Below are 14138 nucleotides of genomic sequence, written 5' to 3'. Positions count from 1 at the left end.
ATGGCAGCCCAGTTTTTCAGCTCGTTGGCTGACAACGCGCTGTTCGTGGCTGCCGTGGAACTGCTTCGCAGCAGCGGGGCTCCCAAGTGGCAGCCGGCAGCGCTGGTGCCCATGTTTGCGTTGTTCTATGTGGTGCTGGCGCCGTTCGTCGGTGCCTTTGCCGACGCGCAGCCCAAGGGCAAGGTGATGTTCATCAGCAATGCCATCAAGGTGGCGGGTTGCCTGATGATGCTGTTCGGCACCCATCCGCTGCTGGCTTATGCCATTGTCGGCCTCGGTGCCGCAGCCTATTCCCCCGCCAAATACGGCATCCTCACCGAACTGCTGCCGGCCTCGCAGCTGGTCAAGGCCAACGGATGGATCGAGGGCCTGACGATCGCATCCATCATCCTCGGCGTGCTGCTCGGTGGCCAGCTGGTCGGCCATTCGGTCTCCCACCTGCTGCTGTCATTTGATTTTCCGGTTTTCACCACCGGTATTGATACACCGCCCGAGGCCGCCATCTGCGCGCTCATTCTCCTGTACGCCATCGCGGGGTGGTTCAACACCCGCATTCCACTGACCGGCGTCGAAATGCGCCCCATGCCGCGCAACAAGCTGGAGCTTCTGCCCGACTTCTGGAACTGCAACGCGGCGTTGTGGCGCGACAAGTTGGGCCAGATTTCGCTGGCCACCACCACGCTGTTCTGGGGTGTCTCCGGCAATCTGCGCTACATCGTGCTGGCCTGGAGCGCTGCTGCACTGGGTTACAGCACCACGCAGGCCTCCTCGCTGGTCGGCGTGGTGGCCATCGGCACCGCAGCAGGCGCCGTTCTGGCATCGATGCGCATGCGGCTGGAGCATGCCACCAGTGTGATGCCTCTGGGCATTGCCATGGGTGTGCTGGTTATCTTGATGAACGTGATTTCCAACGTCTGGGTTGCCGCGCCCTTCCTGATTTTGCTGGGCGGACTCGGCGGCTTCCTGGTGGTTCCCATGAATGCGCTGCTGCAGCACCGGGGCCACAACCTGATGGGGGCGGGCCGCTCCATCGCGGTGCAGAACTTCAACGAACAGGCCTGCATTCTTGCGCTGGGCGCCGGTTACAGCCTGTCCACCGGCATGGGGCTGTCGGCCTTTGGCGCCATCACCATCTTCGGCGTGGTGGTCGCGGGCTTCATGTGGTTGATCCAGCGCTGGCACAAAAGCAACTGCATCAAGCACAAAGAGCAGGTGGACCACCTCTTGAGCATCGCGCGCAGCGACAAACTGCATTGATGCGCGCTGGTGGCACTGCCGGCCACAGCCCGGTCAGCGGGAGCCGGATTCCGTGACTCCGCGGGGAACCGCCCTTGCTGCATCCGCACTGGTTTTCAACGCCTTTGTATGGGGCGTGTCATGGTGGCCGTTTCGCGAGCTGCAGACTCTGGGCCTGCATCCGCTGTGGTCTACCACGGTCATTTATCTCTTTTCCCTGGTTTGCGTCACGCTGGCCTGGCCGTCAGGCTGGCGCGGATTTGCCCAACATCCGCAGCTGTGGCTGCTCGCCCTGGCCGCCGGGTTGACCAATCTCGGCTTCAACTGGGCCGTCACCGTTGGCGATGTTGTGCGTGTGGTGCTGCTGTTTTACCTGATGCCGGCGTGGTCGGTGTTGCTGGCGTGGGCGGTGCTGGGAGAGCAACCGACACGCTTGTCTCTGCTTAGGCTTCTTCTGGCCATGGCGGGCGTGGTGATCGTGCTGAAAGCGCCTGACTCGTCCTGGCCGGTGCCGCAAGGCATTGCGGACTGGCTGGCCCTGATGGGTGGCCTGAGTTTTGCCGCCACCAACGTGATGCTGCGCAAGCTCGAATACACCTCCAGCGCCTCGCGCATGATGGCGATGTTTGGCGGCGGCGCCCTGCTGGCAGGCAGCGCAGCGGTGCTGGGCATGGCCTCGGGCGTGGTGCCCGCCCCGCTCTGGACCACAGCATGGCTGAATGTGGCGCTGGCCCTGAGCGTCGCCTTCCTTCTCAGCAACATGGCGCTGCAATATGGGGCCGCACGGCTGGCGGCCAGCACCACGGCGCTGGTGATGCTGACCGAGCTCCTGTTTGCCAGCCTGTCCGCCGCCGCGCTGGGCGCGTCCGAGTTCAGCAGCCGCACCCTGCTGGGCGGCAGCCTGATCGTGCTGGCTGCCGTGCTGGCGGCGCTGGCGCCCGCAAAGAAGTAGCCCCCACGGTTGCTCACTGCGTGTAGCGCCCGAGGCCTTGCAGGCCGCGGCTCGCGAGACGCTTCGCCTGCGGGCCGGCAAAGCCGGACCCGCGGACCCTTGGGAAGACAAGCTCCCCTGCGCCTATGTTGGCTTGCTGCAGTACAGTGGCAGGGCAAACCAGGAGCACACCATGAGCAGCATTTACGACTTCGAAGCGCGCCAGATCAACGGCAAGGACATCGCACTGTCCAAATTCAAGGGCAAGGTGATGTTAATCGTGAACACGGCCAGCAAATGCGGCTTCACGCCACAGTTCGGTGGTCTGGAAGAACTGCACAAAACCTATGCCGGCAAAGGGCTGGTGGTGCTGGGTTTTCCGTGCAACCAATTCGGCGCGCAGGACCCGGGCGCCGAGGGCGAGATTGCCGAGTTCTGCCAGGTCAACTACGGCGTGAGTTTTCCGATGATGGGAAAAATCGACGTCAACGGCCCGGCCGCGCACCCGCTGTACAAGTGGCTATCAGCCGAAGCCCCCGGCCTGATGGGCAGCAAGGCCATCAAGTGGAACTTCACCAAGTTTCTGGTCGGCAGGGACGGCCAGGTTCTCAAGCGTTATGCGCCGACCGACGAACCCGCCGGCCTGGCCAAAGACGTGGAAGCGGCGCTCGCCGCCTGAGAACCCCGCGCTAGGCTTGCCCGCACAGGGCGCGCGGCTGCCTTGCGGCAAGCCTGCAACTGTGCAGCCCGAACAGCGGCCGCAGCCAGGCGCTGCGGCGCACCAGGGCGGTGATTGCCCAGCACCCCGCCACCGTCAGCAGCACCAGCAGCACCGGCTCCACGACTGGCCCCAGCTGCAACGGTGCCAGCCACCAGATGGCCACGATGATCACCGTCTGGTGCAACACATACCAGGGATAGACCGATGCGTTGGCCCAGGGCAGCCAGCGCCACGGACGGTTGAGCTTCAGATGGCCCCATCCCAGGATGGCCAGCAGGGCCGTCCACAGGTACAGATCGGCGACCAGGCGCAACAGCTGGCGCGGGGCCGCCCCTTCCGGGGGCAGTGCACGCAAGCCCACGTACACCGCCAGCAGCATCAGTGCCGCGCCCAGGGCTGGCCAGCGCAAGCGCGCCGCAGCGGCCCACCAGCCTTCGTCCGTGCCTATCCACCAGCCATAGAGGAACAGCGTGAAATACACCGCATGCAGCCAGCCGTCGCCGATCAGGTCATGTGTGGGCGGGAAATGCGGCCAGAGCAGCAGCGACCAGGCCATCAGCGGCAGTGCAGGAAGCACCAGCAGGGCCGCGCCGCGCAGCCCGGCAAACGCCTGGCGCAGACGCTGGCCGGCGGCCGATTGCAATGCAGGCAACAGCAGGACCAGCACGCTGGTGTAGAGCCACAGGTAGGGCAGGTACCACAGGTGGTTCCAGGTGACACCGAAGTCCGAGCCGTCAAACGCATTTTTCGGCCAGGGCCCGCCGGCGGCGTAGCGCAACAGAAAGGCGCCGAACCCCGGTGCGATGCTGCCGTTGGCCACACCCTGCGCGTAAGCCTGGAAGGGCACGACCACCACCATGCCGAACACCAATGGCAGCAGTAACCGCCAGCTGCGTTGACGGAACAGGGCGCCCGCGCCCTGGCCCCGTTGCAGGAAACCCAGGGCTAGGCCCGAAATCAGGAAGACCAGGTCCATGCGCCATAAATTGAGCGACCGCATGGGCAGCTGCAGCCACTCGGCCGCATGCGGGCTTTTCAGGTGCCAGGGCCAGTCGGCCACGTAATACATGGCCACGTGGTAAAGGATGACGAGGCCAAAGGCCAGGGCACGCAGGGCATCAATGTCGTGACGGCGGTTCATGGTTTTCTCCTGAACAAAACCCAAGTGGCTGTCATTTTTTGCGCGCGGGGCTTTTTCGGGCAGCCCCATGGGACAAGTTGCAGGCTGTTTGTGACAAGCGGTGGCCACCGGGGACGAGAATCCAGGCATTTCTTCTAGACTGGCGACATGACGGAACCCGCAGACCCCACAAAATCCTGGCTGGAGCGCTACCAGCCCTACCGACGCCGAGCCGAAATCGGTTTCTGGGTTGTGGTGCTGACGATCCAGGTGCTGTTCAACAGCATCACAACCTGGATTGATTTACGGACAGCCCCGTTTGCCCAGCCTTTACTGTGGGAGCTCTCGAGCAACCTGACCGTGGGCTTGCTAATCCCCGCGCTGATCGCTTTCGAGCGGCGTTTTCCGTTGCGCTGGGACACGCTGGGCCGCAACCTGCCCTGGCACCTGGCCGGCACGCTGGTGTTTTGCGCCATGCATGTGCTGGTGATGATGGCGCTGCGCAAGGCGGCCTATGCGCTGGTCGGAGCCAGCTACAACTTCGGCAACTGGGCAACCGTGCTGGCTTACGAGTACCTCAAGGACGTGCGCAGCTACGTGCTGATTCTTTGCGCCGTGCTCAGCTACCGCCTGCTGCTGCTGCGCTTGCAGGGTGAAGCGCGCGTGCTGGACGCGCCCGAGACGCCCGCCGGCACCGAATCGGCCGGGCCGTCACTGCGGCCTGAGCGGTTCCTGGTGCGCAAGCTGCGCAAGGAATTTCTCATTGCCGCCACAGACATCGAATGGCTGCAGGCCCAGGGCAACTACATCGGCATCCACGTCAACGGCCACGACTACCTGCTGCGCTCGACCCTGGCAGACTTTTTGAGCCAGCTTGACCCGGCGCGTTTTGTCCAGGTGCACCGCAGCTATGCCGCCAACCTGGACCGCGTGGCAGAAATTGAGCCAGAAAGCAGCGGCGATGCCCGCCTGCGCATGAAGGACGGCAGCCAGGTGCCGTGCAGCCGGCGCTACCGCGCGGCTCTGGGTGGTAGTTAATAGAAAAATCAGGATTTCCCCCTTTAGATACGGGAAAAGTATGCTATTTATTCAATAGCATACGATGCTCGCATTAAAAGTGAGGTGCGCCAACATGGCGCAGAAAATCAGCCAGCGTTTTGCCAGCTTCATGCTGGAAGCCGGTTTCCAGTACCTGCAGTTTTTCAATACGGTCAACCCGGAAACTGCGAAAGTCCTGCCGTGCTTCGCACCAGGCCGCAAGCGTCCAGACCTTGCCCCAGAAAAAGCAGCCCAGCGGGCGAATCATGCGCTCGCTGGTGTTGTCCTGTAAGTCGCGGTAATGCAGCTTGACCTTGTGCCGCGCCTGGACCGCTTCGCGCAAGCGTTGCAGCCGCTGCTGGTTCTCGCCATCCACACCCAGCAGGGGCGCGTAGACCGCCAGACTTTCTGCGGCCACACGCGCCGCCGCCGGTAACACCGACAGGATTTTTCCCAGCGCATCTTCGGCCTCGCGGGCCAGGCCCGGGTCCAGGCCCTGCTGCGCCAGGCGCACCGAGGCCACCAGCGCCTTGGCTTCTTCCTGAGTGAACATCAAAGGGGGCAAGTCAAAGCCGGTGCCCAGTCGGTACCCGACGCCGGCTTCGCCTTCAAGAGGAACGCCCTGGTGCTGCAATTCGGCAACGTCACGGTAGATGGTACGTACCGACACTTCCAGGCGCTTCGACAGAAACACCGCCGTGGTGAGGCGGCGTCCGCGGATCAACTGCAGGATCTGAAACAGACGGTCGGCGCGGCGCATGGCAGGACTTTAGCGCAGCACGCCGGTCGTCAGGCCTCAAAACCCAATCGGGCGGGATCGGCCTGCATGGCCAGGGCAATCACCTGCATGTCGTGATCGCTGATTTCAAACAGGCCGAAGCGCAGTTTGTAGCCCCAGTGTTGGCGCTCCTGTGCAAACTCAAGCCGGTCCAGCAGTGGCGCCACCGGCACCTCCTGTGCGGTCAGGTAAGCCACGTCACGCCGAAAAGGCACAAAGCCACCGCCCATGTCAAACGGATAAGGTTCACCGGGCTGGGCCACACCTATGGACACGAAGTGCTGGTACTTGTCCCGCGCGCCGAACGCAAGCGTTGGCGCGTAGTAAGTGACACGGTCGCCCGGCAACACCCTCTTCAGCGGGGCGCATTTGCCGTGGCAGACCTGCATGTAGCCCCGCGCAGGCTCGGCACATCCACGGCGGGCGTGCTCCGCGCTGGCCACGGCAATCCAGTTTCGGGGGTGCAATTGCGGGTGGGATTGCATCGCCGCCTCAGGCCAGTGCGTGCAGGCCGACCCGGTTGCCGTCCAGGTCGGTGATGTGCGCAAAGAAACCCAAGCCGGGTGGCAAGGCCTGCCGGCCCAGCGCAATGTTGCCGCCGGCCTTGGCCACCCGCGTCAAGGCTGCATCCAGCGAAGGGGAAGCATCGAGATAAATCAGCGTGCCTGTGGCGCCGGGTGCCGGTGCTGTGGGGCCGGCCATGAGGCAGCCGCCGACACCTTCACCCTCATAGGGAAACACGGCACCTTCGGAGGGGCCCATGGGCTCGCGGCGCAGCTTGCAGTTCAATACGGCTTCGTAAAAAACCTGGGCGCGGTCAATTTGGGTGCTGGGGATTTCAAACCAGCTGATGGTGCTTTTCATGAAGGACTCCTGTTGTGTTGAAGAAGCCTTGATGATGAAGAGGGGCTGCTGACAGCGTGGTGTCAGCAGGGTTGTCAATCCAGTGCCTGGTCCAGCACTTCCACCCAATGCCTGACCGGCGTTGCGGTGCCGCTTTGCAGATGGGTGATGCAGCCGATGTTGGCCGACACAATGAGCTCGGGCGCCATGTCCTGCAGATGGCCCAGCTTGCGGTCGCGCAGCTGGGTGGCAATCTCAGGCTGCAGCACCGAATAGGTGCCGGCGGAGCCGCAGCAAAAATGCGCTTCGCAGGAGGTCACCTTCACGTTGAAGCCAAGCGCACCCAGGTGTTTTTCGACACCGCCGCGCAACTGCTGGCCGTGCTGCAGCGTGCACGGCGGATGAAATGCAATGGTGCCGCTTCCGGCCCTGTCGGAGACTTTCTCGCGCAGCGCCTCCACCAGTTCAGGCAGCAACTCGCTCAGGTCGCGCGTCAGTTCGCTGATGCGCGCCGCCTTGGCCGCGTAGGCCGCGTCATCCTGAAGGATGTAGCAGTACTCCTTGACCGTGACGCCGCAGCCCGAAGCGTTCATGACGATGGCCTCCACGCCCGCCTCCACATGCGGCCACCAGGCGTCGATGTTGCGGCGCATTTCCGCCTTGCCGCCGTCCTGGTCGTTCAGGTGAAACTTGACGGCACCGCAGCAGCCGGCCTTGGCTGCAACCACGGTCTGGATGCCCGCCGCATCGAGCACGCGCGCCGTGGCGGTGTTGATGTTGGGCATCATGGCCGGTTGCACGCAGCCGGCGAGCATCAGCACCTTGCGCGCATGTTCGCCTTGGGGCCAACGGCCTGCCGGTTGCGACGCCGGCACCTTGGCCTTGAGCGCTGCCGGCAGCAGGCCGCGCACCGCTTGGCCCACTTTCATGGCCGGAGCAAACAGCGGCGAAGGCAAGCCTTGCTTGAGTGCCCAGCGCACCGTGCTTTCAAGCGCAGGCCGCGGCACACGTTCATCCACCAGCTTGCGGCCGATGTCCACCAAGTGACCGTATTGCACGCCGCTGGGGCAGGTGCTCTCGCAATTGCGGCAGGTCAGGCACCGGTCCAGGTGCATCTGGGTCTTGCGTGTCGGCGCCTCGCCTTCAAGCACCTGCTTGATCAGGTAAATGCGCCCGCGTGGGCCATCGAGTTCGTCGCCGAGTAACTGGTAGGTGGGGCAGGTGGCGGTGCAAAAGCCGCAATGCACGCACTTGCGCAGAATCGCTTCAGCGGCCAGGCCGTCGGCCGTGCCCTGGAATTCGGGGGAGAGCTTGGTTTGCATCAGAGGTCGGGATAGAGGCGACCGCGGTTGAAAATGCCGGAGGGATCGAATTCTTTCTTCAGTTGGCGATGAATCCGGTTCAGCGGCGGTTTTAATGCATCGAATCGGCCTTCTGCCCTTTGTTTTCGGGCGTCATCAGCTATAAATAAAGTAGCAAACCCACCCACACCTGCAGCCAGTTCACGCAGCCGCGGACCCTCGCCCGGCGCAGCACGTACCCAGCGCAGGCCGCCGTGCCATTCGATCAGCGGCGGCTCGGGCAAGTCCAGCACCGCGGCGGTCTGCGGCAGAGACAAGCGCCACAGGTCCCGCTCGCCCCGTGCCAGAAACCAGGGCAGTTGCTGGTCGCGGCACAGCGTCCAGTCGGGCGCCACCGCGGCGTTGTCCTGCCGTTCGCCGCCCATGGTTTTGCAGGCGGCATCCACAGCTGCCACCGCCCCGCGCAGGCGTAGGTAAAGTGCGGGCAGGCCGTCGTCCACCCAGCAACTGGCATTGAGCGGCAGCGGCTGGCCGCCCCAGCGGTTCAGCTGCACCAGCGCCTGGGCCTGGCTCATCTGGAACTTCAGCGTGGCTTCGGCCGGGGCCAGCGGCAACACCTTGAGGCTGATTTCGGTGAGCAGACCCAGCGTTCCCATGGCGCCGACCATCAAACGCGACACGTCATAGCCCGCCACGTTTTTCATGACTTGGCCGCCAAAGGTCAGCAATTCGCCCCTGCCGTTGAGCATCGTCAGGCCCAGCACGTAGTCACGCACGGCGCCCACGTTCGCACGCGCCGGGCCGCTCAGGCCGGCGGCCACCATGCCACCGACGGTCGCTACGCTCCCCGCGGTGGAGCCGCTGTATGCGGGGCCTTCGCCCAAGGGCTCAGACCGGGTAGCACCCGGCCCAAAATGCGGCGGCTCGAAAGGCAGGCACTGGCCGCGTTCGGCCAGCACGGCTTCCAGCTCGGCCAGGGGGGTGCCGGCACGCACGGTGACGACGAGTTCGGTCGGCTCATAGCTGGTGATGCCGGTCAGCGCCGAGGTTTCCAGCAACTCACCCGCAGGCGGCTCGCCGTAAAAATCCTTGCTGCCGCCACCGCGTATACGCAGCGGCGTGCCACTGGCCGCGGCGGCGCGGATCTGGTCGGTGATGTCTTGAAGCCGTGAATCCATGGCACCGATGGTAAGCGGCACGCTGGCGGCTCAGTTTGATATTTTTGAACGGCCGCTGTTCGGTTTTTTGGTGTGGCAGCTAGGAGTCTGCGCGGCAGAAGGCGTCGAAGCGAAAAGTGGCCCCGGCGAGCACAGTTTTTTGCCGGGTTTGCAGCGCCATAGCCGTAGCTATGGGGCAAAAAGCCGGTGAAAAATGGGCCGTCGCGGCCGCTTTGCAGCCGACGCTCCTTCTGTCGCGCAGGCTCCTAGTCAATGAAGAAGTTGACCGGCAAGCCGGGCACATCCACCCGCATCGAAAACACGCAGCCTGACTGCGGCATGGCCGCAAGCTCGGCAGCCGGGCGGCCGTGGCAAGCGGTTGTCAGGTACAGGGTCTGCATATCGTCGCCGCCAAAACAGGGCATGGTCGGACACATTGCCGGCGTGGGAATGTCAGCCAGAATCTGCCCGCTCGGGGACAGCTTGAGCACGCGTCCGCCCTCGAACATGGCCACCCAATAGTTGCCCTGGCTGTCCACGGCCGCACCGTCGGGCCGGCCGCCGTACCCCGGCAAGCCGGGTTGCCACCCTGGCGGTTTACCGGGGAATTGCATGAACACGCGCTCGCCTGTCATCTGGTTGCTGGCCGCGTCCCAGCTCCAGGCCCGAATCACGTGGGCCGTGGTATTTGTCCAGTAAACCGTGCTTGCGTCGGGCGACCAGGCCAGGCCGTTGGCAATCGTCGCATTGCCGGCCTTGCGCTCAAGCACCGGAGCTTTCCCCCCGCGGCAGTCGAGCGAAAAAAGCTGCGCCGTGGCCGCGTCGCGCGGTTCGTACATGGTGCCAGCCCAGAAGCGGCCAAGGGGATCGGCCTTGCCGTCGTTGAAACGGGTGGTGGCGGTGTCATGGTCGGCCAGCACCAGCCGCTGCAACGACCCGCCCCACTGCGTTGCGCGGTAGATGCCGTCTCGCAGTGCAATCACCAGACCACTGGCCAGGCCGTTTGTCCGCGCCGGCGCAATGCTTCCGGGCTCGCTAGGCATGGCCCAGTTTTCCACCGCGCCCGTGAACACATTGCAGCGGTGAATCTGGCGGCCGGGAATGTCGATCCAGTACAGCATCTGCTCGTCGGCATGCCAGAAGGGGGACTCGCCCAGGCCGCAGGGCTGGGGGACGACGGTTTGCCAATTCATTGCATACGCTCCACTTGAATATTCATCTGCACGCTCATCGACTCACCCGGCGCCAGCACCCGCACACCAAGATCTTCCGCGCGTCCGGCGCCGGCCTGCATCAGGTTGATGGCGTTGTTGACGTGACTGACGGGTTCGATCGCCACAAAGTCACGCGTGCCGTTGGTGAAAACCACGAGACGGTCCAGGCTGGAAGTGATGCGCGTGCGCAGCAGTTCGTCCTGTAATAACACCTCGCCTCGCCAGCCGTCAAAACAATGATCAACATCCAGCGGCGTGCAATCGGTATCCAGTCCGCGCGAGGGCTGCCTGTGTGTTGGCAGTTTCTCGTCGCTCATTTCCCAGCGTCCCGCGGCCTCAAACGCGATATGGCTGCGGCTGCGCTTGACGAAATACGGGTGCCAGCCGAGGCCGGCCGGTGCCGGTGTGGGGGCCTGGTTGGTCATGCTGAGCGTCAGCTCAAGAGTGTTGCCGCTCAGGCGAAAGGTTTGCGAAGCGTCAAACGCAAACGGCCAGGACACGTCTGCACGGTGTTCGCAGGCAAGCATCAGCAACTGGTCGTCCTGGTCCAGCACCTGCCAGGGCCGCTGCCAGCCCAGGCCATGGATGGCGTGGGGCTCCGGGCCGTTGTTCTGCACCAGGGGATGGCTGGTTCCCTGCCACTTCAAGGTGGCATGACCGACACGGTTGGAAAACGGCACCAGCGGATAGCTGCCGGCCAGGCGCACCGAAACCAGTGCGGAGGCGGGGGTGGAGCGCAGCACGGGAATGTCGCCCAGCCAGAGGCCGGCGATGCAGCCGCCCAGCTCAGGCTTGATCTCGCAGCGCAGGCTGGCGCTGGACAAGATGATGGGTTCTGTCATGGCGCCTCCTTCAGGGCCACTGCCCCCGGGAAGAGAAAACGCCAAGCCCCTTCGGGTGACGGCAAATGAAGGTGGGTGTGGGGGTCCATGTCATCTCCTGCGGCCATTGTGCACCGGCGCACGGGATGGGCCGGACAAAAAAAAGGGCCCGCCAGAACCGTGGTTCTTGCGGGCCCAACATCCAAAGGAGACTCTCGCTATTTATTCAGGCTGCGGCTGCCATCCGGCCAGCCGCAGCATTCATTCCCTTAACGGTTGTAAGCGGTTTCGCCGTGCGACGTGATGTCCAGGCCTTCGCGCTCGTCTTCTTCGCTGACACGCAGGCCGATCGTGAGGTCGACCACCTTGTAGGCAATGAAGGACACAACACCTGACCAGACGATGGTGATCAGCACGGCCTTGGCCTGGATCCAGACCTGGCTGGCGATGGAGTAGGCTTCGGGCGCCGTCATGGCCACGGTGGTCCAGTCGGCAACTAAGCTTGGGCCACCCAGGCTCGGCGAGTTGAAGACACCAGTCAGCAGCGCGCCGAGGATACCGCCCACACCATGCACGCCGAACACGTCGAGCGAGTCGTCAGCACCCAGCAGTTTCTTCAGACCATTGACACCCCAGAGGCAGGCGAAACCAGCCACCAGGCCGATGATCAGGCCGCCACCGATGCCGACGTTGCCGGCGGCCGGCGTGATGGCCACGAGGCCTGCCACGGCGCCGGAGGCAGCGCCCAGCATCGATGCCTTGCCGCGCATCAGTGCTTCACCGACGCACCATGCCAACACCGCGGCAGCCGTAGCACCCAGGGTGTTGATGAAGGCCAGAGCGGCAAAACCGTTGGCTTCAAGAGCGGAGCCGGCGTTGAAGCCGAACCAGCCCACCCACAGCAGGGCGGAGCCGACCATGGTCAATGTCAGGCTGTGAGGCGCCATGGCTTCTTTGCCGTAACCGATGCGTTTGCCCACCATGTAGGCGCCGACCAGACCAGCGACGGCGGCGTTGATGTGCACGACGGTACCGCCCGCGAAGTCCAGGGCGCCCATCTGCCAGATATAGCCAGCCTTGGCATTCATGCCATCGACCACTTCCTTGGCGGTGTAGGCGTCAGGGCCCATCCAGAACCAGACCATGTGCGCCATGGGTGCATAGCTGAAGGTGAACCAGATGACCATGAACATCAACACTGCGGAGAACTTCATGCGTTCGGCAAAAGCGCCGACGATGAGTGCGCAGGTGATGCCGGCGAAGGTGGCCTGGAAAGCTGCGAAGACGATTTCAGGAATCACAACGCCCTTGCTGAAAGTCGCGGCATTGGCAAAGGTGCCCGCGACGTTGTCCCAGACACCTTTCATGAACAGCCGGTCAAAGCCGCCGAAGAAGGCATTGCCTTCGGTGAAGGCCAGGCTGTAGCCGTAGATAAACCACAGCACCACGATCATGGAGAAGGTCACCATGACCTGCATGAGCACCGACAGCATGTTCTTGCTGCGAACCAAGCCACCGTAGAACAGCGCCAGGCCGGGAATGGTCATCAAGATGACGAGCATGGTCGAGACCATCATCCAGGCGGTGTCGCCCTTGTTAGCGACGGGGGCAGGCGCAGCTGCTGCGGGAGCGGCAGGGGCAGCGGCTGCCACTGCTGGGGTAGCCGCCGCAGCCGCCGGCGCGGCAGCTTCGGAGGCTGCGGGTGCGGCAGCAGGCGCCTGGGCCATGACGGCCGCAGCACCGGTGAACAGGCTCAGTCCCAGAGCCAGTGAGGCAAGTAGTTTTTTCATGTCTATGTTCTCTTTTTTTAGGATGGAGGCTTACAACGCTTCTTTGCCGGTCTCGCCTGTGCGGATGCGCACGACCTGCTCGAGGTTGTAAACGAAGACCTTGCCGTCGCCAATCTTGCCGGTGCGGGCTGCGCCCTCTACCGCTTCGATCACACGATCAACCAGCTCGTCGGACACTGCGGCCTCGATCTTGACCTTGGGCAGGAAGTCAACCACGTACTCCGCGCCGCGGTACAGCTCTGTGTGGCCCTTCTGGCGACCGAAGCCCTTGACTTCGGTCACGGTGATGCCTTGCACACCAATGCCGGAGAGCGCCTCACGCACTTCATCCAGCTTGAACGGTTTGATAATTGCCGTTACGAGTTTCATAGATTCTCCTTTGCCTCTGTTTTTCGGATGTTATTTCAGAAAGTCTTCTTGATCGAAAAAACCAGGCCACTCTTGGCCAGATCACGCGTGCCCGAACCAGGCAACAGGTAAGGCGCGCCGAGACCACTGGTGCCGACGGCAGCCAGGCTCAACACCAGTCCATCGATGTCTTTGTTGACGGCTACAGAATAATCGGAATATGAGTTGCCGTTCTTGATTTTTTGCGCGCCGACGTGCGGCACAACCGACCAGCCGGAGCCGAGGTCAAAATTGGCGCTCAGGTCGAGGTAACCGCTGTTTTTGCTGTTGGCTGTACCGAACAGGTTGGTGGTGGCGTGCGAGTACTTGACGGTGACGACACCCAAAGTGAGGGCGCCGTACAACTCAAACGTGTTGGGGCTGACCTGCCCGGCCGTCTTTTTCATGTTGTTGCCGGCGTACCAGTAATAGAGGCCGCCGAGGTCATAGCCCAAGCCATTTGCCATTGAGCCCTTGTAGCCGCCGTAGACATCAATTTCAACCGGGCCTTTGGTGGTGTTCGGGTTGGCAGTGGTGTCCTTGAGCCAGGTGATCGAGGAAGCCCACGAGCCGACGTAAAAGCCGCTGCTGTGCGCATAGTCGATGCCGCCGTTGATAGCCGGCTTTTTCCCGCTCTGGGAAATACCGCGGTAACGGTAATCGGTTGTGGCGCCAATGTTGTAGGACAGCGTGGATGCCGGTGCAGGAGCTGGCGCGGCGGTTTGCGCGAATGCAGAACCGGCAAGCGCTAGAGTCACAATCAGCAATGTTTTTGGGGCGGCGAATGTCATGAAAAACTCC

16 protein-coding genes are annotated in these 14138 nt (G+C 63.3%); 5 read left to right on the top strand and 11 right to left on the bottom strand.

Annotation, left to right across the window (positions count from 1 at the left end; translation table 11 throughout):
- From lplT to B0B52_RS00480, 3 genes are all read left to right on the top strand, one after another.
- On the top strand, positions 1–1257 hold a 1257-nt coding region (gene lplT / locus B0B52_RS00490), incomplete at its 5' end, for a lysophospholipid transporter LplT (RefSeq protein WP_077591636.1).
- Positions 1258–1309: 52 nt separating this feature from the next.
- Positions 1310–2188, top strand: coding sequence for a DMT family transporter (locus B0B52_RS00485; protein WP_077591635.1), 879 nt, complete (start codon positions 1310–1312; stop codon positions 2186–2188).
- A gap of 172 nt (positions 2189–2360) precedes the next feature.
- On the top strand, positions 2361–2846 hold the full coding sequence (locus tag B0B52_RS00480) for a glutathione peroxidase (RefSeq protein WP_077591648.1): 486 nt from the start codon (positions 2361–2363) through the stop codon (positions 2844–2846).
- A 10-nt stretch (positions 2847–2856) separates the two neighbouring features.
- Here the strand turns inward: B0B52_RS00480 and B0B52_RS00475 are convergent, their stop codons facing one another.
- Positions 2857–4029, bottom strand: coding sequence for an acyltransferase family protein (locus tag B0B52_RS00475; RefSeq protein ID WP_077591649.1), 1173 nt, complete (start codon positions 4027–4029; stop codon positions 2857–2859).
- Positions 4030–4176: 147 nt separating this feature from the next.
- On the opposite strand from B0B52_RS00475, the gene B0B52_RS00470 reads away from it, so the two are divergent.
- Complete coding sequence (locus B0B52_RS00470; protein WP_077591634.1) at positions 4177–5046, top strand: LytTR family DNA-binding domain-containing protein; 870 nt, start codon at positions 4177–4179, stop codon at positions 5044–5046.
- A gap of 73 nt (positions 5047–5119) precedes the next feature.
- Here the strand turns inward: B0B52_RS00470 and B0B52_RS00465 are convergent, their stop codons facing one another.
- The 5 genes from B0B52_RS00465 to glcE all read right to left on the bottom strand — a co-directional run bounded on the left by B0B52_RS00465 (position 5120) and on the right by glcE (position 9146).
- Complete coding sequence (locus tag B0B52_RS00465; RefSeq protein ID WP_077591633.1) at positions 5120–5806, bottom strand: YafY family protein; 687 nt, start codon at positions 5804–5806, stop codon at positions 5120–5122.
- A 29-nt stretch (positions 5807–5835) separates the two neighbouring features.
- A complete protein-coding gene (locus tag B0B52_RS00460; protein ID WP_077591632.1) occupies positions 5836–6309 on the bottom strand; it encodes an EVE domain-containing protein in 474 nt (157 codons plus the stop codon).
- A gap of 7 nt (positions 6310–6316) precedes the next feature.
- Positions 6317–6688, bottom strand: coding sequence for a VOC family protein (locus B0B52_RS00455; protein ID WP_077591647.1), 372 nt, complete (start codon positions 6686–6688; stop codon positions 6317–6319).
- A 74-nt stretch (positions 6689–6762) separates the two neighbouring features.
- Positions 6763–7989: a glycolate oxidase subunit GlcF gene (glcF, locus tag B0B52_RS00450; protein WP_077591631.1), complete on the bottom strand. Its 1227-nt coding sequence runs from the start codon at positions 7987–7989 to the stop codon at positions 6763–6765.
- Complete coding sequence (glcE, locus tag B0B52_RS00445; RefSeq protein WP_077591630.1) at positions 7989–9146, bottom strand: glycolate oxidase subunit GlcE; 1158 nt, start codon at positions 9144–9146, stop codon at positions 7989–7991. Before glcE ends, glcF begins: the two co-directional genes overlap by 1 nt.
- Between glcE and B0B52_RS00440 the strand changes: the two genes are divergently transcribed.
- Positions 9145–9336, top strand: a complete 192-nt coding sequence (locus tag B0B52_RS00440; RefSeq protein ID WP_077591629.1) for a hypothetical protein — start codon at positions 9145–9147, stop codon at positions 9334–9336. The genes glcE and B0B52_RS00440 overlap by 2 nt on opposite strands.
- Positions 9337–9391: 55 nt before the next feature.
- Here the strand turns inward: B0B52_RS00440 and B0B52_RS00435 are convergent, their stop codons facing one another.
- The 5 genes from B0B52_RS00435 to B0B52_RS00415 form a co-directional block, all read right to left on the bottom strand.
- Positions 9392–10318: an SMP-30/gluconolactonase/LRE family protein gene (locus B0B52_RS00435; RefSeq protein WP_077591628.1), complete on the bottom strand. Its 927-nt coding sequence runs from the start codon at positions 10316–10318 to the stop codon at positions 9392–9394.
- A complete protein-coding gene (locus B0B52_RS00430; protein ID WP_077591627.1) occupies positions 10315–11181 on the bottom strand; it encodes an aldose 1-epimerase in 867 nt (288 codons plus the stop codon). Before B0B52_RS00430 ends, B0B52_RS00435 begins: the two co-directional genes overlap by 4 nt.
- 248 nt (positions 11182–11429) lie before the next feature.
- Positions 11430–12950: an ammonium transporter gene (locus B0B52_RS00425; RefSeq protein ID WP_077591626.1), complete on the bottom strand. Its 1521-nt coding sequence runs from the start codon at positions 12948–12950 to the stop codon at positions 11430–11432.
- A gap of 30 nt (positions 12951–12980) precedes the next feature.
- Positions 12981–13319 carry a P-II family nitrogen regulator gene (gene glnK / locus B0B52_RS00420; RefSeq protein ID WP_077591625.1) on the bottom strand — a complete coding sequence of 113 codons (339 nt, stop codon included), beginning with the start codon at positions 13317–13319 and terminating at the stop codon, positions 12981–12983.
- 35 nt (positions 13320–13354) lie between these two features.
- On the bottom strand, positions 13355–14128 hold the full coding sequence (locus B0B52_RS00415; RefSeq protein ID WP_077591624.1) for a TorF family putative porin: 774 nt from the start codon (positions 14126–14128) through the stop codon (positions 13355–13357).
- Positions 14129–14138: the final 10 nt, after the last annotated feature.

The organism is Polaromonas sp. A23 (assembly GCF_002001015.1).
Taxonomy (GTDB): domain Bacteria; phylum Pseudomonadota; class Gammaproteobacteria; order Burkholderiales; family Burkholderiaceae_C; genus Polaromonas.
This window is presented reverse-complemented; position numbering and strand designations above follow the sequence as displayed.

Coding starts and splice junctions, on each gene's coding strand:
- B0B52_RS00480 (WP_077591648.1), top strand. CDS start 2,361: ATGAGCAGCATTTACGACTTCGAAGCGCGCCAGATCAACGGCAAGGAC.
- B0B52_RS00475 (WP_077591649.1), bottom strand. CDS start 4,029: ATGAACCGCCGTCACGACATTGATGCCCTGCGTGCCCTGGCCTTTGGC.
- B0B52_RS00470 (WP_077591634.1), top strand. CDS start 4,177: ATGACGGAACCCGCAGACCCCACAAAATCCTGGCTGGAGCGCTACCAG.
- B0B52_RS00465 (WP_077591633.1), bottom strand. CDS start 5,806: ATGCGCCGCGCCGACCGTCTGTTTCAGATCCTGCAGTTGATCCGCGGA.
- B0B52_RS00460 (WP_077591632.1), bottom strand. CDS start 6,309: ATGCAATCCCACCCGCAATTGCACCCCCGAAACTGGATTGCCGTGGCC.
- B0B52_RS00455 (WP_077591647.1), bottom strand. CDS start 6,688: ATGAAAAGCACCATCAGCTGGTTTGAAATCCCCAGCACCCAAATTGAC.
- glcF (WP_077591631.1), bottom strand. CDS start 7,989: ATGCAAACCAAGCTCTCCCCCGAATTCCAGGGCACGGCCGACGGCCTG.
- B0B52_RS00440 (WP_077591629.1), top strand. CDS start 9,145: ATGGCACCGATGGTAAGCGGCACGCTGGCGGCTCAGTTTGATATTTTT.
- glcE (WP_077591630.1), bottom strand. CDS start 9,146: ATGGATTCACGGCTTCAAGACATCACCGACCAGATCCGCGCCGCCGCG.
- B0B52_RS00435 (WP_077591628.1), bottom strand. CDS start 10,318: ATGAATTGGCAAACCGTCGTCCCCCAGCCCTGCGGCCTGGGCGAGTCC.
- B0B52_RS00430 (WP_077591627.1), bottom strand. CDS start 11,181: ATGACAGAACCCATCATCTTGTCCAGCGCCAGCCTGCGCTGCGAGATC.
- B0B52_RS00425 (WP_077591626.1), bottom strand. CDS start 12,950: ATGAAAAAACTACTTGCCTCACTGGCTCTGGGACTGAGCCTGTTCACC.
- glnK (WP_077591625.1), bottom strand. CDS start 13,319: ATGAAACTCGTAACGGCAATTATCAAACCGTTCAAGCTGGATGAAGTG.
- B0B52_RS00415 (WP_077591624.1), bottom strand. CDS start 14,128: ATGACATTCGCCGCCCCAAAAACATTGCTGATTGTGACTCTAGCGCTT.